Source organism: Streptomyces sp. NPDC048349, from assembly GCF_040651925.1.
Classification (GTDB): Bacteria; Actinomycetota; Actinomycetes; order Streptomycetales; family Streptomycetaceae; genus Streptomyces.
The window spans coordinates 21,859-41,264 of sequence record NZ_JBEZLA010000053.1 but is presented as its reverse complement, the minus strand read 5'-3'; the positions used below and the strand labels follow the sequence as shown (position 1 = coordinate 41,264).

At 66.1% G+C, this 19,406-nt stretch carries 18 protein-coding genes and 2 pseudogenes; 13 read left to right on the top strand and 7 right to left on the bottom strand.

Translation table 11 applies throughout. The features are described from left to right. Positions 1-33: 33 nt before the first annotated feature. The gene (locus AB0D44_RS25770; protein WP_362595119.1) at positions 34-237 is read left to right on the top strand and encodes a hypothetical protein; all 204 of its coding nucleotides are present in this window, start codon (positions 34-36) and stop codon (positions 235-237) included. Positions 238-306: 69 nt separating this feature from the next. On the opposite strand, the gene AB0D44_RS25765 is transcribed toward AB0D44_RS25770, so the two are convergent. Beyond that, positions 307-453, bottom strand: a complete 147-nt coding sequence (locus AB0D44_RS25765; protein ID WP_362595117.1) for a hypothetical protein — start codon at positions 451-453, stop codon at positions 307-309. Positions 454-521: 68 nt separating this feature from the next. On the opposite strand from AB0D44_RS25765, the gene AB0D44_RS25760 reads away from it, so the two are divergent. Continuing rightward, positions 522-1,124 carry a hypothetical protein gene (locus AB0D44_RS25760; RefSeq protein ID WP_362595116.1) on the top strand — a complete coding sequence of 201 codons (603 nt, stop codon included), beginning with the start codon at positions 522-524 and terminating at the stop codon, positions 1,122-1,124. Positions 1,125-1,300: 176 nt separating this feature from the next. Here the strand turns inward: AB0D44_RS25760 and AB0D44_RS25755 are convergent, their stop codons facing one another. The 4 genes and pseudogenes from AB0D44_RS25755 to AB0D44_RS25740 form a co-directional block, all read right to left on the bottom strand. Next, positions 1,301-1,591 (bottom strand): hypothetical protein, encoded by a 291-nt coding sequence (locus AB0D44_RS25755; RefSeq protein WP_362595114.1) that lies wholly within the window; start codon positions 1,589-1,591, stop codon positions 1,301-1,303. Between the two features lie 268 nt (positions 1,592-1,859). Continuing rightward, complete coding sequence (locus AB0D44_RS25750) at positions 1,860-3,071, bottom strand: HEPN-associated N-terminal domain-containing protein (protein WP_362595112.1); 1,212 nt, start codon at positions 3,069-3,071, stop codon at positions 1,860-1,862. A gap of 35 nt (positions 3,072-3,106) precedes the next feature. Next, a complete protein-coding gene (locus tag AB0D44_RS25745; protein ID WP_362595110.1) occupies positions 3,107-3,442 on the bottom strand; it encodes a hypothetical protein in 336 nt (111 codons plus the stop codon). A gap of 333 nt (positions 3,443-3,775) precedes the next feature. Beyond that, a pseudogene (locus AB0D44_RS25740) lies at positions 3,776-3,871 on the bottom strand (IS5/IS1182 family transposase); the annotation flags it as partial. Positions 3,872-4,193: 322 nt separating this feature from the next. Between AB0D44_RS25740 and AB0D44_RS25735 the strand changes: the two are divergent. After that, the gene (locus tag AB0D44_RS25735) at positions 4,194-5,189 is read left to right on the top strand and encodes a DUF4344 domain-containing metallopeptidase (RefSeq protein ID WP_362595108.1); all 996 of its coding nucleotides are present in this window, start codon (positions 4,194-4,196) and stop codon (positions 5,187-5,189) included. Between the two features lie 9 nt (positions 5,190-5,198). Here the strand turns inward: AB0D44_RS25735 and AB0D44_RS25730 are convergent. Together AB0D44_RS25730 and AB0D44_RS25725 are read right to left on the bottom strand one after the other, a co-directional pair. After that, positions 5,199-5,538: pseudogene (locus AB0D44_RS25730) on the bottom strand (transposase family protein); the annotation flags it as partial. After that, complete coding sequence (locus tag AB0D44_RS25725; protein ID WP_362595156.1) at positions 5,504-6,310, bottom strand: tryptophan 7-halogenase; 807 nt, start codon at positions 6,308-6,310, stop codon at positions 5,504-5,506. The pseudogene AB0D44_RS25730 and the gene AB0D44_RS25725, both read right to left, overlap by 35 nt. Positions 6,311-6,753: 443 nt before the next feature. Between AB0D44_RS25725 and AB0D44_RS25720 the strand changes: the two genes are divergently transcribed. The 10 genes from AB0D44_RS25720 to galE all read left to right on the top strand — a co-directional run bounded on the left by AB0D44_RS25720 (position 6,754) and on the right by galE (position 19,403). Next, positions 6,754-6,927 carry a hypothetical protein gene (locus tag AB0D44_RS25720; RefSeq protein ID WP_362595106.1) on the top strand — a complete coding sequence of 58 codons (174 nt, stop codon included), beginning with the start codon at positions 6,754-6,756 and terminating at the stop codon, positions 6,925-6,927. 757 nt (positions 6,928-7,684) lie between these two features. After that, positions 7,685-8,425 carry an alpha/beta fold hydrolase gene (locus tag AB0D44_RS25715; RefSeq protein WP_362595154.1) on the top strand — a complete coding sequence of 247 codons (741 nt, stop codon included), beginning with the start codon at positions 7,685-7,687 and terminating at the stop codon, positions 8,423-8,425. Positions 8,426-8,440: 15 nt separating this feature from the next. Continuing rightward, on the top strand, positions 8,441-9,475 hold the full coding sequence (locus AB0D44_RS25710) for an alpha/beta fold hydrolase (protein WP_362595104.1): 1,035 nt from the start codon (positions 8,441-8,443) through the stop codon (positions 9,473-9,475). Next, positions 9,469-11,328 carry a non-ribosomal peptide synthetase gene (locus AB0D44_RS25705; protein WP_362595102.1) on the top strand — a complete coding sequence of 620 codons (1,860 nt, stop codon included), beginning with the start codon at positions 9,469-9,471 and terminating at the stop codon, positions 11,326-11,328. Before AB0D44_RS25710 ends, AB0D44_RS25705 begins: the two co-directional genes overlap by 7 nt. Continuing rightward, the gene (locus AB0D44_RS25700; protein WP_362595100.1) at positions 11,325-14,345 is read left to right on the top strand and encodes a beta-ketoacyl synthase N-terminal-like domain-containing protein; all 3,021 of its coding nucleotides are present in this window, start codon (positions 11,325-11,327) and stop codon (positions 14,343-14,345) included. Before AB0D44_RS25705 ends, AB0D44_RS25700 begins: the two co-directional genes overlap by 4 nt. Further along, on the top strand, positions 14,342-15,145 hold the full coding sequence (locus AB0D44_RS25695; RefSeq protein ID WP_362595098.1) for a hypothetical protein: 804 nt from the start codon (positions 14,342-14,344) through the stop codon (positions 15,143-15,145). Before AB0D44_RS25700 ends, AB0D44_RS25695 begins: the two co-directional genes overlap by 4 nt. Then, the gene (locus AB0D44_RS25690; RefSeq protein ID WP_362595097.1) at positions 15,142-16,425 is read left to right on the top strand and encodes an ATP-grasp domain-containing protein; all 1,284 of its coding nucleotides are present in this window, start codon (positions 15,142-15,144) and stop codon (positions 16,423-16,425) included. Before AB0D44_RS25695 ends, AB0D44_RS25690 begins: the two co-directional genes overlap by 4 nt. Positions 16,426-16,450: 25 nt before the next feature. Then, positions 16,451-17,677, top strand: a complete 1,227-nt coding sequence (locus AB0D44_RS25685; RefSeq protein WP_362595095.1) for an MFS transporter — start codon at positions 16,451-16,453, stop codon at positions 17,675-17,677. Positions 17,678-17,704: 27 nt separating this feature from the next. Next, positions 17,705-18,292 (top strand): hypothetical protein, encoded by a 588-nt coding sequence (locus AB0D44_RS25680; protein WP_362595093.1) that lies wholly within the window; start codon positions 17,705-17,707, stop codon positions 18,290-18,292. Positions 18,293-18,395: 103 nt separating this feature from the next. After that, entirely contained in the window at positions 18,396-19,403 is a 1,008-nt protein-coding gene (galE, locus tag AB0D44_RS25675) for a UDP-glucose 4-epimerase GalE (protein WP_362595091.1), read from the top strand. Positions 19,404-19,406: the final 3 nt, after the last annotated feature.

Genomic DNA, 19,406 nt, shown 5'->3' with positions numbered 1-19,406 from the left:
GCCCGTGTACCCACTGACGGCACCGCCGTGCGGATGAGCATCAACTCGGCAAGGTTTGCGTGGGGCGCCACCCGTGCCCACCAGCAGGTCCGTTTCGCCGACCTCACCGCCGACTCCCACGCCGACGATCTCCTCCAGCAGGCCGATGGCGGTACCGGCGTCTACGGCTTCAACGGCGGCGGCTCCGACCCGGCTGGCTGGACCCAACTCGGGGCCTCCCTCGAACGTCCTGCCTGATGACCACGGAGAGGCGCCGAAGGCCGAGCTGTAGCCCGTGTGCTCGATGGCCGCGCTGCGCCCTGGGCGTTATGCCGTGGCGGCTATGCCGATGGCGATGAAGAGCCAGCCGGTGGTGAGTTCCCAGCGGTGCCGGAAGGCGGGGCGGGCGAGGAGGCTGCGCAGGCGGGTGGCGAGGGCGACCAGGACGCACGCGACTATTACGTGACCAACCACCTTTGCTGGCCAAGAATTGGCCAGGTTCGCTTGCGTGGCGCTGCAGCTTCACCTACGAGGCCCCAGCGTTGGACTTCTCCGCAGCCGACCCGAAGGTGTCCTGGGCCCGGATCGAGGCCGGCACCGACGACGAGACGCGGGCGACCGTCGCAGTGATAGGCGGCGACGCCTGGAACCTGTGGGTGCGCGCCCTCGCCGCCCGCCACCTCCTCGCGGACAAGTTCACCACCGTGGCCCTGACCTACGTCGGATCGGAGGTCACCGCGCCGGTGTACCGGAAGGGCACGATCGGCGCCGCCAAGGAGCACCTGGAGCAGACCGCCCGCGACCTGACCAACTCGACCTTGCTCAAAGAGAAGGACGGCCGCGCGTTCACCGTCGTGGCAGGCGCAGCCGTCACCCAGGCATCCAGCGCGATCCCCTCCATCGCCCTCTACACCGCCTTCCTCCGCACCGTCTTCGGTGAGCACGGATTTCGTACCACGGCCGAGCAGGCCACTGACCTGTGGGACCAGCTGGAGGGCCACACCCCGCTGGTTCTGGACGAGGCGGGGAGGATCCGGCTTGACGGCTGGGAACTCGACGACCAGGTCCAAGACCGCGTCCGCCAGCTGGGGGCGGCCCTGAACAGGGCCTCGAAACAGCGCGCACCGGCGCGGACTGGTTCATGAACCAAGTCCAGCAGCTCTACGGCTGGGGCGTCGACGGCACGGTCTACGGCCAGCCGGTCGAGCCCGACCTCGCCTGGCCCGCACCCCGGTAAACCGGCAAGCACTCAAGCACGGACGGCGGGTCCGCGCACGACTGCCAGCAGCCCACGCAGACCCGGCCCCCGATCCCACACCGGTCAACCGGGCGACGCCGCGCCCGCACAGTGCAGGTCCTGGAACGTCGCGATCTCGGCCTTCAAGGTCCGCCACGCCGCCCGCTGCCGCTGCTCGCACTCTCCCCGCCCCACCAAGGCCTGGAGCGTTGAAATCTGCTTGCGGATGCCTGCGGCGCGCTGGCCGTCGAACGGCCGGAGCACCTCCACGCGGCGGGCGGCCTCGGCGAGCCGCGACGCGATCGGCATCGGCGCCCACGACGCAACCGCGGCCGGCGCCGAGCCCGGATCGAGCAATACCTCATTCGTATCCAAGCGCATCACCCGCCCCCAGTACGCCGCCGTGACGGGCCGAACACTGACGTACCAGGACGCCGCATCACCCCCAATGCCTCGACACCATGGCGGTTGCCGCACAGCTCACGCCACAACAGCCAGCAGAAGACTCCCGGCGCGGGAGCGACCAAGGTTCTGACGACCGGCTGGTCCGGATTCCGTGCGCCTGTACTGACGGCTGATCTCACGACGCCCCCCTCACGTCCCGTGATGCGCGCTGTTGCTCCTGCCCCAGGCGCCGTGCTTGTCAGCCGTTGGCCTCGATCACCCGTACGGATCCGGGAATGAGCCCCAGACACGGCTTTGGCCGAGCATCCCACCCCGCTTCCTGCTCCACACAGCGGCTGCTGTCGAGATCGAACACCGCGCAGGGCTGCCCGTTCAACGATGATGTGTAGAGCAGTCCCTGAGCGGGGTTGTCCGGATTGAAGACCTTGAGCAGGAACTCCGCGACCACCTGGGTCGGCACGTAGTCGATCTGGTCGTAGCCGTCACGAACTGGCTTGGCCATCTGCTCAATGAACTGATGCAGAAACAGCAGGGTGCGCCGCTGGTGACCGTGCTCGAGGTCGAACATCGACGGAATGTCGGGTAGCCGGGTGAAGTCGACCACCATGCAACTGCGGGAGAGCTGGAAGGCGCCTGCCGCCAGCCGTCGTCGCTCGCCGCGTGTTACCTCCTGCACCGCAGTGTCCTGATCGAACGAGCCATAGAACATCGGGATTCCGGCCGGGCTCATCCGGTTGGAAGTCCGTGCGAACTGCCGGGGCGCGGTGCCGAGGTCGGCGGCACCCCAGCCGGATGCTGCCGACACCTCACTGTCCCGGACCTCGCGAGCACGCCACAGCGCAGTGCCTGCGGGAAGCTCTCGGACCAGGTCGAAGTCCAGGATGTGGCGACCGATCTGATCAAGGATGCGTCCCGCGGGGATGTCTCCCCAGCGCTCCTCCTCCTGGTCCGCGTCGTCGCGGCGGAGCCAGAAGACGTATCGGGTCTTGTGCTGGATCTGTTCACAGAAGCTCTGCCAGCTGGAGCTGAGCTGCTCGTTGTAACGCAGGAGCTGCCACCCGACTTCAGTCCACATCTGTTCGCCGATCGAACCACGGACCGCCTCGAAGACTCTCTCGTTGGCGAATGCGTCGTAGTACTCCCCGACCAAGTCCCAGGTGTCCCAGGTAGCGGCGACCTGGTAGCCGCCTTCGGCACTGACGTAGGGGACTCCCTCGTCATCCGCATTGGCGTACTCGGTCCTCAACCCTTTGACGAACGCCCCGGTGAGAACGTCCAGCTCGGCGGCAGGGCTGTGACCGCAGAAGCTGCACTGCTCGTCGTCCTGGGCGGAATCAGAGATCACCCTCTGGAGAGCTGGCTCGTTGAGGCACCGTGCGCACACGTGCTCCCCGCTGGAGGACCACCCTCGGTCGAACTCCAGCTCCATCTGCCGTTTCGCAGCACCCATGTCCAGCAGCCTACGCGCGGCAGCGGCCCCGCCGTTCACCGGCTGAGCCGGATGTGCGGCCCCCACGCGAACTCGAGGTCGTCCAGGAAGGTCTCCAGCTCCTGCTCCCACAGCCCACGTAGGAGCATCGGAACGGTCTCCATCCGCTCGAGGATGGCCAGGGTCTCGGGCTGTCCGATCAGTGCGTAAAACCGAGGGTAGGAGCTGTGAACCCGGGTCGAGCAGGCTCCGCAGCCCGGGCAGGCGGCGCCGGCCGTGGTGCATTGCGTATCAAGGCGCACTTTCTCCATCTCCACGTCCACCGACAGCACCGCGATGTCCGCGACCGCCGGGAACAGCAGCTCCTTTAGCCGGAGCACGACCTCTTCCACGGCCCGGACTGTCCGCCCAGCGGCCCTGACCACCATCCATTTTCGGGCGGCTTCGCATGCCGCTCGGGAAAGCCCAGCGGTCACTCACCGTGGCGACTGCACGGAACCTGAGCCAGAACCGGTGGAGGTGAACATCGCGACAGCGCGCGTTGATGCGCGATGCACCGCCGGGGGTGCCTCATGTCCGGGATGCGGGAGGTGGTCCGATCAGGTTCACGGCTCCTACCTGCGGCTTCCTGCTGACGCTCCAGTGGCGGACGAAGCGCCGTACTCCAGCTGCGGGTTCGCCGGTTCACCAGCCGGAACGCCGAGTGCGGACGCCGCACACTCGTTGAGCACGGCGATGACCGACATGCGGATGGGGCTGCAGCGGGCTCTGTGGAAGATTCGCCAGGACTTCAGTCGCACGATGCTTCGCTCGCACGGCGCAGCAGGCCATGTCGCATGCCTTGCTCCCGCCCTCCCGTAAGGATCTCTCCCGTTCAACCCCAGAAACCCCGGAAGAAGGAGGAGGGTCACCCTGACGACAACACTGACGGTAGAACCGTCGGCAAGGACGTCTGCGTCACCGTGACGGCCGCCATGGGCCAAGAAGCGAGCCGCCACTGGCCACCGCGCGCCGTGGGAGGCGTGGTCGGCAGACGTCGGGCGGTGGGCGGGGTACTCGCCCGAACGGGCTGCCCGGCGGGCAGTGGCCTTTCGGTGGCCGCAGAATCGGTGCGGGACAAGCCCACGACGGGAGCTGATCAGGATGCCGAACACCGCCGGTCGCTCAAGGAGGGCCCGCGTCGTCGTGGTCTCGGGCGTGCTGGCTCTCGCCTGGGCCGTCGTAGCCGGATGCGGTGGCGGGGCGACAGACCGCGGGCAGGAGCCCGGGGCAGGGCCCCACCCACAGCCGGCGCGCTCCGGGCGGGTCACGGTCGTCTACGAGACCGGCACGGTCGCACCGCAGGACCGGGAGGTCGTGGCCCTGATCCAGAAGGCCCGGGTGCTGGAGCGGACAGCGGACTGGGTGAACAGAACGCTCACCCTCCCGCACGATCTGGTCGTGAAGGTCACCGGCGACGTCCCACGCGGTGTCACCGACGCCGTCACCCAACCCGACGGCAGGACCGTCTTCGTCCCGCCGTCGTTCCTGGCCGAGATCAAGAAGGCCTTCGCCGACGTCGTGAAGACCGTCGAGCGGCCCGACCCGTTCCCGGCGTCGGAGTACAACACCGACGATCTGACCGTGCTGTCCACCGAGTTCATCTTCGGCCACGAGATGGGCCATGCGCTGCAGCGCCAGCTGCTGCTGGCCAACCTCGGCCTCGAAGAGGACGCGGCCGACGGCTTCGCGTCCTTCTACACCGTCGACGAGGTCGGGCCGGGGCCATCGCTGGCCGCCGCGATCCTCTTCGACGAGATCGCCCGCAAGGAGGGAACGCCGACCCTGGAGAGTATGTCGAGCGACCACCCCGTCACCCAGCAGCGGGCCTACAACTTCCTGTGCTACCTGTACGGCAGCGACCCGCAAAAATACCAGCGGTCCCTCGTCGACAGCGGCCGTCTCCCCAAAACCCGGGCCCCGCTGTGCCCGCAGGCGTGGGCGATGCTGGACTACGGCTGGTGGACGCAGCTCCGGCCGCACTTCAGCCCGGCGTTCAAGGCCCGGGGCGACGAGGAGCAGAAGCAGGCGCAGGCGCAGTTGAACGAGCAGACGCGGGAATTGGCGAAGCGGATCGACGACATCCGCAGCAGCCAGTGAGCCTTCACAGCGCTGACACCCCAGGCTGAGGACGGCTGCTGCGATGACGGTCATGCCGTTATGGCTGCAGCGGGCTCTGCGGGCGTTTCGCCAGGACTTCAGTCGCGCGATGCGTCTCTCGACTGGTGCTCGCGCTGCTGACAGGACCCGGTTGATCGTTCGCGGGGTTGCGGTGAGGTCTAGGTTCGGGAGCCGTCTGTTCGGTGTGGTCACCCAGGGGCCGGCTCGGATGCAGGCGCGGTCGGTCGGCGAGGACGGGAACGCCCTGGCGTTCGCAGAGCCGGGTGATGCGGTGGGTGCGGGCGGCGGTCAGGTTACGGCCGGGCAGCGCGGGCGAGATAAACAGCAGGTTGGCCGCGGACTGCGCAGCCACCGCGAGCGGCGCGCGGCCACCACAGCTCTGCCCCCGGAGCTGTTCGAAGAGCCTGTTGGGGAACTGGCCGCGCTGCCGCCGGCTCCGCCGCATCCGGGGACATCGCGGGCCCGACGCCCGGGGCAAGAGCGCCACCACCGTCAGCGACATCCTCGGTCGCACCACCGCGACCTATGAGGGCATAGCAGTCGACCCGGCCAAGCAGGTCGACTTCGCCGCGCAGGACGGCGGTGATCGCGGCAGCGGAGAGCAGCCCGCTGTACATGGCCAGGTGCACGCCGGTGGACAGCAGCGGGTCCAGGAAGCAGGCGGCGTCGCCGGCGAGGTACCAGCCCGGTCCGCAGAACGCTTCGGCGGTGTAGGAGTAGTCGCTTTCGGTCTTCAGCGCGGAGTCCTGGCGCGCCCCTTGGAGGATCCGCCTCAGCAGCGGGCACCGGCCGAGTGCTTCCTCGTAGACAGCGTCTATGGAACCAAGGGTGTCGCGGGCCTGCTGGAAGGAGCGTTTGTCGGTGACCAGGCCGACGCTGAGGGTCCCATCGTGGAGCGGGATGGCCCACAGCCAGCCATGGTCGGGCAGTGAGAACACGCCGATCGAGCCTTCCGGGGCCTGCGGCAGCGCAGTAGCGCCGCGCCAGTAGCCCCACACGGCGACGTTTCGGAAGACGTCGTGGACCCGCCGCACCCCCAGCTGCCGGGCCCCCAGTACACCGGCCCGGCCCGTGGCGTCGACCAGCTGGGTGAAGCCGATGCACTGTCCTCGTCCCCGACGGTGATGTCCAGGACCACCAGGCCAGACTCCGTGGTGTGCTGCTCGTCAATGCTTCGTGAGCCCTGCGACGGCGGTGGAACCGACGCGGTTCGCCGCCGGACCCGGGTCCACCCGCAGGAGGGACCGGCTCAAGCCGTGGGCATCTCCACGGTCGGCAAGCCCTGTCGGGGTGCAGCCCCCGTCGCGGCCCCGTGGCCAGGGCCGCACCCCGTACGTCCGAACGTACTCTGCGGCCGACCACCGGTGTGGCTGCCCGCGAGAGGCCGCGATCTGCTGCCCCACCCGTTTTCGCGCGGCCGGTGCCGGTGGGGAGGGCGGGGAAGAGACTGCGCGCATGGCCGTACCCCTGCGGCTGAGCCGCAGGGGTACGCCACCGGCTACGGCGAGGCGTGACCGCTCCCTGGTGTGAGCGTTACCCGGGCATGGATTTCGACGACTTGATGAATCAGCCCGGTGACCGGCTGCCGCTACTGACTCGCGGTGAGGCTGAGGCCCTCGTGCGGCTCCTCGCCCAGCTCGACGGCGCCGATGAGGACGTACAGCGGGCCGGGCTGGAGATGCAGGCCAGGATCGCGATGCGGCTGCCCGCTGCGTAGGGGCGCCGCGGGGCCGGAGACGGCGGCCCCGCGGCGTGAACCCCGGAGCGGCCGGCTGCGCTACTTCGTTGCGGCCGATACGCACTCGTTGTCCCAGGACTCCAAGGCCCGCCACATCATCGGCCGTACGGCGCCGCATGGCCACTCAGGTGCGCGCCGTGTCCAGAGCGACCGCTGACGGCCGCCAAGCGGACACCTCTGGGGGGCGTCCGCTTGGCGGCCTCATGGATATCCCGCGACGCCCTGGCGACGCGACCCTGGTCAGCCCGGGCTTGGTGGCGGAGATCAGCGTCGACCGGTCCATCGACCGCGGCGGCGTCTACAGACATCCGCTCAGGTTCCAGCGGCTGCGCCTGGATGTGGAAGTAGAGGACGTTCCGGCTTTCGGGCAGGGTTCTGCTGCCGCAGTTGGCTGCAGCCGACCTCCAGGTCCTGCTCGAGAACGAACAGTTGCTGAGTTCCGCCGTTACGCGGCCGGGTTACTCGTGTCCTATCTCACATCGCAGTGCGCGTAATGTCCAAACACTCCGATTAACAGACCCGCTCCTCCGCTTATCGGACAGCGGCTAAAGCGTCTCATGTGCAGATATAACGGACAAGTTGCCCTCGAATTTTAGTGTTGAAACATCGTTGACTCAAGATCAGGCCATTGTTAGCATCGCCGCCAGTTGATCATTGGTTCATACTGCGTTCATAAAGCTTGCGTTATTGGAATCGGTCAGCTCGTAAACGATTCTACGAATGAAACGTGTACTGCATGATGCTCCTGAGGGTTTCACCAGCAAGGCCAGAAGCCCTTGCGAGGGTCTACCTATGTGCGCATGCCGGAGGCTCTTCTGCCGAGTTTTCAGGGTGGGACGATCCTGCCCGCTCGGTCGAGTTCGTGGCGGTGCAGCTACCTGGGCGCGGTGCGCGGTTCGGAGAACCCTCGATCGCGAACGTTAAAGAAATGGCGGAAGAGATTGCGTCCGCCATCTCAGATGACCTTCCGTACGGCTTCTTCGGGCACAGCTTTGGGGCTTTGCTGGCGTACGAAGTGTGTCGCGTGATCCGCGCTCGGGGGATGCGCATGCCCAGGTGGCTCGGCGTGTCCGCCTTCCCGCCACCGGACGGGATTCCAGCAGCGCCGGCGTTGCATATGCTTCCTGGACTGGAGCTACTGCACGAGCTTTCCAGGCGGTTCGACGCTATTCCTCGCGAGTTCCTCGAAGACGAGGAACTGGGGAACGTAGTGGTCGAGTACGTCCGCGCCGACTATGAGGCCCTGGAGACGTACGTATTTGTGCAGCTAGAACCGCTGGCGCTTGCCATCGACGTCATGGCGCCAGTGGATGACTATCAGGCGCCGCCTCTCCTCGGGGGCTGGGGTCGGCACACAAGCGGGGACTGCCGAGTTTTCGAGTTCACCGGAGGGCATTTTTATCTGCGCTCCCGCGGGAACAGGGAACGGCTCTGCAGAATTATCGCCACCGGCTTGCTCGATGGTGGCGCTGCGTAATTTTGGGGGAATTCTGTGAGTATTGGTCGTGACACGATCGAGGTGCTGGTTGCAGCACAGTGGGAGAAGGTTCTCGGCGCTCCGCCGGTCTCCATCGACGACAACTTCTTCAGCCTCGGAGGAGACTCTTTCAAGGCAGCTCGGGTTGCCAGCGGATTGCGTGTGGCACTTGGCAAGGAAGTCCCGCTGCACGAGATGTTCGAGCGTGCCAGCGTGCGTACGCAGGCTGAGTTCCTCCGGTCGAAGGACACCGCAGGCGCCCGGGGGCTGGTCACCATGAAGGCCGATGGCGACGGTGCGCCGCTTGTCCTGCTGCCTGGCGGCGGCGGAAGCCTCGTTGGCCTGGGAGCCTTTGCTGGCAGCGGATTTGACCGGCCGGTGTACGGCTTGCGCGCTCCTGGGCTGTGCTCGGGAGAAGACTCCGTCGAGTCCATGACCGAACTCAGTGCCCACTTCGTCGACGTGCTCTCGGCTGCGGGGATACCCCGCCGAGTTCACCTGGCGGGCTACTGCTTCGGCGGTGTGTTTGCCTACCACCTTGCCGAGGTGCTGACCGGGCTTGGCTGGGAGGTTCTGAGCGTTACGCTGCTCGACTCCTCCCTGGCCGCACCCGATCTGCCCCACGGCGAGATCGTTGGGCAGCGTCTGGCGCAGCTCATGGCGGGCGCCGGGATTGACGAGCCGAACAACGGCCCCCTGACTCCGGAAACGTTGTTTGCCCGCTTCAAGGAGTCTGGGCGTGATCTCCTTGAGGAGGACGCCGCAGCCTTCCAACGGCGACTGAACGTCTACGCCTCGCTCTGGCGGATCGTCGTCGATTATCGGCCGCAAGCGGTTGGCTTGCCAGTGCTCCTATATTCCCTGCCCGACCGCCTGGACCTCGCCCCCCAGACCCCTGCCGCCCCGGGCGTCCTGGACTGGTCCGAGCTGGGCTGCACCCGGTTCCGGCAGGTGAACTTGCCAGAGCTGGACACATCCCTGACGGCACACCCGCCGGTCCTCGAAGGCGTGGAGAAGTGGCTGCAGGAGAACGAGGGCACGGCATGTTGACCCAGCAGGACGTGGCAAGCCTTCCCGGATCGCACAGCGGACCAGCGATGGAGGGCGACAGCACTATTTGGGAACTCCTCGGCCCGGTGTTTGCCCAGCACGCCACAGGCCTAGCGGTGAGGGCTGACGACGCCACACTGGACTACGCCCACCTATCCTTGGCCGTCGACTCGCAGGCGGCGAGGCTGCGAGCGAGCGGCGTTGTGGAGGGTGACGTCGTGGCCCTGGCGCTCCCTCGGTCGACTGCTGAGATCGTGGCCGTCCTCGGTGTCCTCAGAGCCGGAGCCGTCTATACGGCGATCGACCACACGACGCCCGACGCCCGCCTGGTCTCGTTGCTGAGTCGTGTAGAACCGCGCGCTGTCATTGGCGACGGCGTTTCTGGGGGAGCTGCGGAACGTATCTCCCGGCTGACCCCTGGCGGCTGTCTTCGGGTGGATCCCTACCATCCGTCGGAGCAGCCGCAGCCCTTTACGGCCACGGTGAACCTGACACCGGACAGCCCCGCCTACATCGCCTTCACCTCTGGTTCCACCGGTGTGCCGAAGGCTGTCCGCATTCCGCACCGCGCTGTGGTCCGACTGGCCCTCGGTGCCTCGTACCTGCTCTGCGGGCCCGCCGAGCGTTTCCTGCGGCTCGCACCACTCGCCTTCGACGCCTCGACGCTGGAGATCTTCTGCCCGCTCGCCACCGGCACGGCCCTGGAGGTATTTCCCGACGGTCCCGTCGCCCCGGTAGAGCTGGCCTCTTTCCTAGACGAGCGCGAGGTAACGGTCGCCTGGCTCACCGCTGGACTTTTCAGACTCGTCGCTGACGACGCCCCGCACGCCTTCTCCCGGCTACGGCAGCTCGTCACCGGCGGGGACGTAGTGCCAGCCGACCACGTCCGCAGGATGCTCATGGCTCACGCGGGACTGAGGATCACCAACGGATACGGACCCACCGAGAACACCACCTTCTCCTGCACGCACAGTGTCCTGTCCGCTGCGGAGGTCGAAGACCCGCTCCCCATCGGACGAGCCGTGGCTGGCACCACCGTGATGGTTGTCGACGCTGACGGCCAGCCGGCTGCGGCCGGAGAGCCGGGCGAGCTCCTCGTGGGCGGCTCGGGTTTGGCGCTTGACTACCACAATGACCCTGTGGCGACGGCGCGGGCCTTCGTCACTCTTCCCGGGAGTTCCGAACGCTTCTACCGAACGGGTGACCTCGTACGGCGCGACGAACGCGGCCGCCTGCACTTCCTCGGCCGCAACGACCGCCAGGTCAAGGTGCGCGGCTTCCGTGTCGAACTCGGCGAGATCGAAGGCTGCCTGCGTACTCACGCGGCCGTTCAGGACGCTGTGGCGGCCGTACGGACGGATCCATCGGGGCACAAGCAGATGGTCGCGGCCGTGACCTCGACAGCGGGCCACGAGCTGGCGGAAGGCCTGCGCGCGCACCTTAGAGGCCAACTGCCGGAGCCGATGATCCCCAGCCGGTTCGTCGTGGTAGGTACCTTCCCGATCACCGCCAACGGCAAGGTCGATACCGAGAAGCTCTTCGGCGACAGCGAGCCCACTGGGGGCACAAGCGCGGCCGTGCCTGCCATTCCAGACGCGACACACAGCATGGGGCAGAGCCCTGTCGACTTCGAGGAGCTGATCGCCGGCGTGTGGGCCACCGTTCTGGGGACCACTGACTTCGAGTACGACGAGGCTTTCTTCGATGTGGGCGGCGACTCGCTGACCGCAGCGTCCGTCCACACCTCACTGCAGGCGGCGCTGCCTAGCCACGCCATACGCGTGGTCGACATCTTCAAATTCCCGACGATCGAAGGACTGGCGGAACATCTCCGCAGCGGTGACGCATCATGACTGACGCCACGGAACAGGGCCGCCACGACGCCGACACAGCAAACAGCGGTGTCGCGGTGATTGGCATGAGTCTGCGTGTGCCCGGCGCGAACACGCCCGAGGAGTTCTGGCGGAACGTCGCCTCGGGGACCAAGAGCACAACCCGATTCACCACTGAGCAGTTGGCCGAAGCCGGGGTCCCCGAGTCCGATTACAGTCACCTGGACTATGTGCCCGTGCGGGGAGTCCTCGCAGGGGCAGAGGAGTTCGACGCAGAACTGTTCGGCCTCTCCGCACGCGAAGCCCAGATCACGGATCCCCAGCAGCGGAAGTTCCTCGAGTGTGCCTACGAGGCCCTGGAATCCGCGGGCTACGGCCGGCAGGCCGAAGGATGCCGGGTGGGGGTCTTCGCCGGAACCGGCAGCAACACCTATCTGATCCGCCACGTCCTTCCGAACATCGACATTGTGAACGCCCTCGGAGAGACCGCGCTGCTGGTTGCGTCCGAGAAGGATCATGTTGCCACCCGGACGGCGCATAGGCTCGACCTCCACGGCCCTGCCATCACGATGCAGACCTCGTGTTCTACGTCGCTGGTCACCGTGCACATGGCCGTGCAGAGCCTGCTGCGTGGTGAGGCAGACATCATGCTCGCGGGCGGCTCCTCGATCTTCTTCCCGCAGAACTCGGGATACCTTTTCAGCCCCCACGACATCGCGTCCCCGGACGGCGAGTGCCGTGCCTTCGACAACGCGGCGGCTGGCACGGTATTCGGCAACGGTGTCGCGGTCGTCGTGCTGAAGCGGCTCGACGCCGCGCTGCGCGACGCGGACGTGATCCACGCCGTCATTCGAGGCAGCGCGATCAACAACGACGGTTCACGCAAGGTGGGGTACACGGCACCCAGCGTCGACGGTCAGGCAGCGGCCATTCGGTCCGCCTTCGCGGCTGCAGGCGTCTCCGCGGATACGGTCAGCTATGTCGAGACCCATGGCACGGCCACGGAGATCGGCGATTCCATCGAAGTCGAGGCACTGCGAGAGGCCTTCCGGCACGACACCGAACGAACAGGCTTCTGCGCACTGGGAACCCTGAAGCCGAACATCGGGCATGTGGACAGTGCTGCCGGAGTGGCAGGGTTGATCAAGGCGGTGTTGGCACTCAGCCATGGGCAGCTGCCGCCTTCTATCAACGTGACCGAGCCGAACCCCGACCTGAAGTTGGAAAACAGCCCGTTCTACATCAACGATGTGCTCCGGAGCTGGCCTGCCCAGGAAGGCCCCCGACGTGCCGGGGTGAGCGCGTTCGGCCTCGGAGGGACCAACGCCCACGTCGTACTTGAAGAGGCCCCTGTTCCCGCACCGCGCCCTCGCGACCTCTCGACACCGCGTCTCTTCCCGGTCAGCGGGCGTACGGACATCGCAGCCCACGAGGCGATGGCCCGGCTTCGGCGAGCCGTCACGGACAATCCTGAACTGAATCTCGCCGATGTGGCCTTCACGCTGCAGGAAGGGCGTCGAGCGCTTCCCTTCCGTGCTGCGGTCGTAGCGTCAAGCAAGGACGAGTTCCGGCGGGAACTGACCGCGACGCCGGCCCGACTCGCGCGACGTTCCACGTCCGTCGGCTTCATGTTCAGCGGGCAGGGCAGCCAGTGGCCCGGGATGGCGGCGAGTGCCTACCGTGCCTTCCCGGTGTTCCGCGATGTGATGGATGAGTGCGCGGAACGGCTTCTGCCCGCCCTGAGCCTGGACATCCGCCGACTCGTCTGCAAGGTCCCCGACGATGTGGCGAGCGTGCAGCAACGCCTGGACGACTCTCTGATCACCCAGCCAGTTCTGTTCTCGGTCCAGTACGCGCTCGCCGAGTTGCTGCGATCCTGGGGCCTCGAGCCGAAGGTCCTGGTTGGGCACAGTGCGGGCGAGTACGTAGCGGCAAGAGTCGCCGGGGCGATGTCGCTGCCCGACACCCTGAAGCTCGTGGTTGCCCGAGCTCGGCTGATGAACGAATTCGGCTTCGGGGCGATGACAGCCGTACTCGCCGACACTGCGATGGTGACGTCGCTCCTGACGCCCGGGGTCTCCGTCGCCGCGATCAATACTCCCAGCTCCCTGGTCGTATCAGGGCTTCCCGAGAACATCGCCGTCTTCGAAACAGAGCTCACGGCGCGGAAGGTGAAACACCGCAGACTGCCCATCCCTTTCGCCGCGCACTCCTGTGCCATGGACCCCGCGATGGAGGGAATGCGGCGGGCCGCCGCAGAAATCGAGTACCTCCCGCTGCGGACGCCGGTGATTTCTACACTCACTGGTGCTCGGATGGACCAAACCTCTGGTTTCAGCGCGGACTACTGGGTACGGCACCTGCGCGACACTGTGCGTTTCGGTGAAGCGGCCACGCAGCTGGTCGCCATGCGCAACCCCTTGCTGATCGAGGTCGGGCCGGGTCACGCACTGGCTCACCTGGTACGGCAAATCGCCGGCACCAAGTCGGTGACGGCCATCGCCACGCTGCCGGGCCGGGAAGACCCGGGTGATGCACTGCGCGCCCTCCTCCAGACTGCGGGTGAGGCGTGGACCGCGGGGGCGCAAATCGACTGGCCAGCCCTCCGGACCGAGGACGACGGCCGCCGTACGCCACTGCCCGGCTATCCGTTCGAGCGCCGCCGACTCTGGCTTGATGCTCTCAGTGTCCAGGAGTCCGCAGCGGCGCGCCTCCCGGTGCCGCTTGAGGAGAGTGGCAGCGGCATTGGGGATCCCGTACCCGCAGGAGCCCCCGCGTCTGCCCCCTCCCCGGAGGAGCTGGGTGACATGGAGCAGAGGGTCGCGGACACCTGGAAGGAGTTGCTCGGTGTCGACCACGTCGGCCCCGAGGACAACTTTTTCGCACTCGGTGGCGATTCCCTGTTGATGGTCCGGTTGATCGCGAAGCTTCGTACGAACTTCAGGGTCAGCATCCCCCTTCGAGTGATCGCTGCCATGCCGACCTTGCGCATGGTCGCCCAGCTCGTCACACGTGCACAGAGCGAAGGACAGCGATGAACGTTGCCGACACATCCCGACCGCTGGTCAGCTTGAGCGCGCTCAGCTCCGGCGACGACGCTCCTGTGGTGGTCGTCGATTTCAGCAAGTTCACCGGTGAGAAGACCGTCTCGGAGCTGCTCGGTTCGCTGATCGAGGACCGTCCTGTGCTGAAGGTCGACCCGGTAGCGGACCTGAGCGTTACCACAGCTTGGCTCTCCCTTCAGGAACTTGCTCGCGCCTATACGGAGCTGCTGTGCGAGCTGGAGCAGTCGCCTGCCCTCCTCGTGGGCTATTGCAGTGCGGCTCCGCTGGCACTGGCCATCGCGGAGGAGCTAGCTGCCGCAGACCGGACGGTTCCGGTCCAGCTGATCGCGCCGGGCTTCCCGGACCGTCTGCTAGTCCATGAGGAACTAACCGAGATCCGGCAAAGCATCGGCGCACCTTCAACGGCAGAAGACTTCGGGTTGGACAGCGACTCAGGCGTGGCAATGGATCAGATCAGAGCTGTCTTGCAGCGAGACCTGGTGGCCGCCGCAGTAGCCAATGGGCTGTCCGTCGTGGAGGCCGAGATCCTGACCGAGGAGCTGGGAGCCCGGTACGGTGCCTGGCTGGCCTATGTCCTGTCCGCTGCCGACGCAGCGCCGCCGTGCGTCCCGTCTGATGTGCGTGTCGTGACCAGCCACGATGTCTGGAGCGCCCCTGCGGAGGGATGGCCGTCAGCGGCACGCATTCAGATTGGGGATGAGCTGCGACCGCAGTTCCTCGACAGCGAGCGGGTCGCGCAGGCTGTTTCCGATCAGCTCGGTGAGCTCCTGTGACCCGGCTGGCCGTCGTGGTGGCACGTTCGGCCGTCACACCCGGTGATCTCCTAGTCGGGGTCGAATGGTGCGACGAAGTGCTCTTCGTCGGCGAGCAGTCGGACTACGTGGACTCGATTGCCTACCTGCTCGAGAACGCGGGCAGCCTCGTTCTGATCGACGAAGACGAGGAGGCACTTACCCGTCGCGTAGCGGCTTTCGCACCCGACGGAATCGTGACGTTCAGCGAACACATGTTGCCGCTGGCGGCGAGGATTGCCGAGCGTCTGTCTCTCCGTTTCCACACCCCGGACACCGTCATCGGTCTTCGCGACAAGACCGTCCAGCGTGAGCGGCTGCGTGCCGCTGGTGCCGACGACCTCCGAGTAAAACCGTTCTCCACCGTGTCTGAGTGGCCGTCCGTACTGGAACACGTGGGCCTGCCGCTCGTGCTCAAACCGAGCCGAGGAGAGGGCAGCCGCGACACACATCTGGTGACCGATGCTGCCCGCGGTACCCAACTGGTGACGGAGCTCCTGACCGGAACCTTGGTTCCGGGACGCGAGTTCATCGCAGAGGAGTACCTCGTGGGACGTGCATCAGGGCCGTTCGGCGACTACGTCTCGGTCGAGAGCATTGTCTGCGACGGGCGAATGGTTCACCTAGGTGTCACCGGAAAGCTGCCTCTCCTCGTTCCGTTCCGTGAGACGGGGCAGTTCTACCCGAGCGGACTGCATGCGGCCGACGAGAGGGCCGTTCTGGATCTGGTGGAAGCAGCTGCGGCCGCACTGGGCGTGACCCAGGGTGTCCTCCACACCGAGATCAAGTTGACCGCCGCGGGCCCCAGGGTGATTGAGGTCAACGGCAGAATCGGTGGGTACATCCACGAGCTGTACTCCAGAGTCTGGGCCACCGACATGGTGGAACTGGTGACTCTCGCGGCCTGCGGTGCCGCGTGGGAATTGCCGGACCTCCCGCAGGAAGGCGTCCATTTTCAGCACACGAGCCAGCCTCACCCGCAGGCCGTGAGATTCCTCGGGGTGGATGGTTCCCGCACCGTGACCCGAATGGCCGGAGTCAGCGGGTACCGTCGGCTGGCGCGACCTGGCAGCGAGTTGCCGTCGGATTCCCGCACCCACGATTTGGATCTGCTGAGTGGCTGGGCGTTGTCACACGACGCGATGCTGACACTGCTGGACGAGTGCCGGCGACTGCTTGTCTTCGAATTTGCCTCGCCTGCCGGTGCCCTTAGGTGCACAGGGCAGGAACTCTTCTCGGCGAGCGGTGCGGCCGATGAGTAGGCCCTCGAGGGGAGCTACGGTCGAGTTGCTGCGGCACCGCCCCTTCCGCAACCAATTCCTCGCGAACGCGCTCTCCATGGTCGGCAGTGCGCTCACGCCCGTGGCCCTCGCCTTTGGTGTGCTCCACGTGACTGGTTCAGCGGGGCAGCTCGGCCTGGTGCTAGCGGCCTACTCCGTGCCGCAAGTGGTCCTCATGATCGTGGGCGGGGTATGGGCCGATCGGCTGCCGAGGCAGCGGGTCATGATCACTGCTGACGCTGTACGCATGTTGACCCAAGCGGGGTTCGGTGTTCTGCTCGTGACTGGGTGGTCGCCGCTGTGGGCCATGATGGCGCTACAGGCCCTGTGCGGGTCGGCGACCGCGTTTTTCCTGCCAGCATCGGTCGGGCTAGTTGCGGACACGGCCCCGCCCGACCGGATCCAGGAGGCTAACGCCCTACTCTCTCTGACTCGCAACCTGACGGGGACAGTCGGACCCATCGTTGCGGGCGGCCTCGTGGCGGTCACGGGCGGGGGATGGGCCCTCATCATCGACGGGATCACGTTTGGAGGAAGCCTGCTTTTCCTGGCAATGCTCAGGCTGCCGACACGCGAAGCGGCCTCGCACAGATCTGACTTCCGCGCGGAGTTCATATCCGGATGGCGCGAAGTATCCCAGCGTTCATGGGTATGGAGCACGATCCTCTACTGCATGGTGTTCAATCTGGCATTTTCCAGCTATCAGGTACTGGGGCCAGCCGCGTTCGCTGGCCAAAGCGGCGGATCAATGGCTTGGGGCGTTATGGTCGCGGGCCTAGGGATCGGCCAATTGGCGGGTAATTCGATTGCGCTGCTGTGGAAACCCAGCCAACCTTTGCTGGTAGGCCGGCTGATCATGCTGGGCGGGGCTCCGGTATTCTTCTTCATGGGCTCGGATGCCCCCTTCTGGCTCACTCTCGCAGCTTCGTTTGTCTGTGGTATTTCCATCAGCTTCCCGGATACGCTCTGGGATGCAGTGCTACAGCAGCACATCGACGGATCGGCTCTTTCGAGAGTTTCGTCTTTTGACTTCCTTGGATCGTTTCTGCTGCGACCGGTGGGGTTCGGCCTGTCAGCTGGCGCGGCAAGTTGGTTCGGGGCTGACAACACACTCACTGTGAGTGCGGTGGTAGTTATTGTCGCGACGCTGGTGAGTTTGACCGACTCGTCCATGCGACGCCTTGGCCGGGAACCGGCAGAGGATTCTGCTGGGCATCTGGTCCAAAAACATTGAATAGGCTTGCGGAGGGGGATCCGGGAAATGTCGGCTCATGTATTGGCAGGACTGCCGCCTGCCGTCAAGCAGCGCACTTCCTTCGTGGCAACGCTCGGGCCAGCGGGAACCGATGCGCAGGCCGAAGCGAAGCGGCACTTCGAGAACGTCCTTCTGGCCGATTCATTCGAGGGAGCGATGCGGGTCGGACAGGACGGGGGCGCCTACGTACTGGTGGCCGCCGGCTTCCTGGAAAGGGATGGAAATGACGTCGTCGACTCATGGGTCGACATGCATTTCCGGAACCACGGCAGGATGCGTCTTACTGCAACCTGGGAAAGCAACACCAAGGTGATGTGTGTCGCCACGAATCCGGCTTCGGCAGAAAGCCCGGAGGAGGTGAGAACGCTTGCCATTCACCCCGCAACAGTGGCGTTCGCGAAGCGTTTTGTTCCTCTTGCTTCACACGCTTACGTGAACGCCAAGCCCATCGCTGTGCAAATGGCTGCAGAAGGACGGGCCGACGGTTGCATAGGTTCTCTCGATGTTGTACAGCAGCAAAAGTCACTCAAAGTCCACCAGATCTTTCGGCCGACGATGGTCTGGTGCCTGTACGAGCCTGTTGGCGGAGCATGAGGCCGCAGGCGACGCAGCCATCGACCGGCAACCGCTAGGCTGTGACGCGCAGTCACAGCCGTCGCAGCAGGCGACGTCGATCTGATCTGAATAGGAGTCACCAATGAAGGTACTTATCGCCGGTGGTGCCGGTTTCATCGGCAGTACGATTGCCTCTGCCTGTGCGGATGGCGGTATGGAACCCATCATCCTCGACAACCTCGTGACGGGCCGCCGTGAATTCACAGAGGACCGCACCTTCTACGAGGGCGACATCGCCGACGGGGCACTGCTCGACCGCATCTTCTCGGAGCACCCGGAGATTGAGACGGCCATCGACTGCGCGGCGCTCATCGTCGTGCCGGAGTCGGTTTCCGAACCTCTCCGCTACTACACCGAGAACGTGGCCAAGGGCATCCAGTTCCTCGGCCATCTCGCTCGCAACGGCTGCCGGCGCCTCATCTTCAGCTCTTCCGCGTCCATCTACGCGGCCGGCGACGACTTCGCTGTCGACGAGGACTCCGCCCTGGCCCCGCTGAGTCCCTACGCGCGGACGAAGGCGCTCTTCGAGACCGCTCTCGAAGACATCAGTTCGACCGGGGACATGCACATCATTTCGCTGCGCTACTTCAACCCGATCGGTGCGGACCCGAAGATGCGGACCGGCTTGCAGGTGCGCCGGCCCACGCATGCTCTCGGCAAGATGATCGAGGCCTACCAGAACGGTGACACCTTCCAGGTCACGGGCGTGGACTGGCCCACCCGTGACGGCTCTGGCATCCGTGACTACGTGCACGTCTGGGACCTCGCCCGGGCGCACATCCAGGCCCTGACCCGGTTCGAAACGGTCTTTCCCGAGGGCGGCACGGAGACGTACAAGGTCATCAACCTGGGCACCGGGACCGGTACCACGGTCTTCGAGCTTCTCGAGGCCTTCGCCAAGGTGACCGGGCAGCGGCTGCCTTCGGTCGAGACGGACCGGCGGCCCGGTGACAGCGCCGGCGCCTTCTCCCGCGGCACGCGCGCTTCCTCCCTGCTCGACTGGCGTCCTGAGCGTTCCATCGAGGAGGGCATCCGGGACTCCCTGACCTGGTTCGACAAGCGTGACTCTGTTATCGGCACGGAAGGCTGAGGG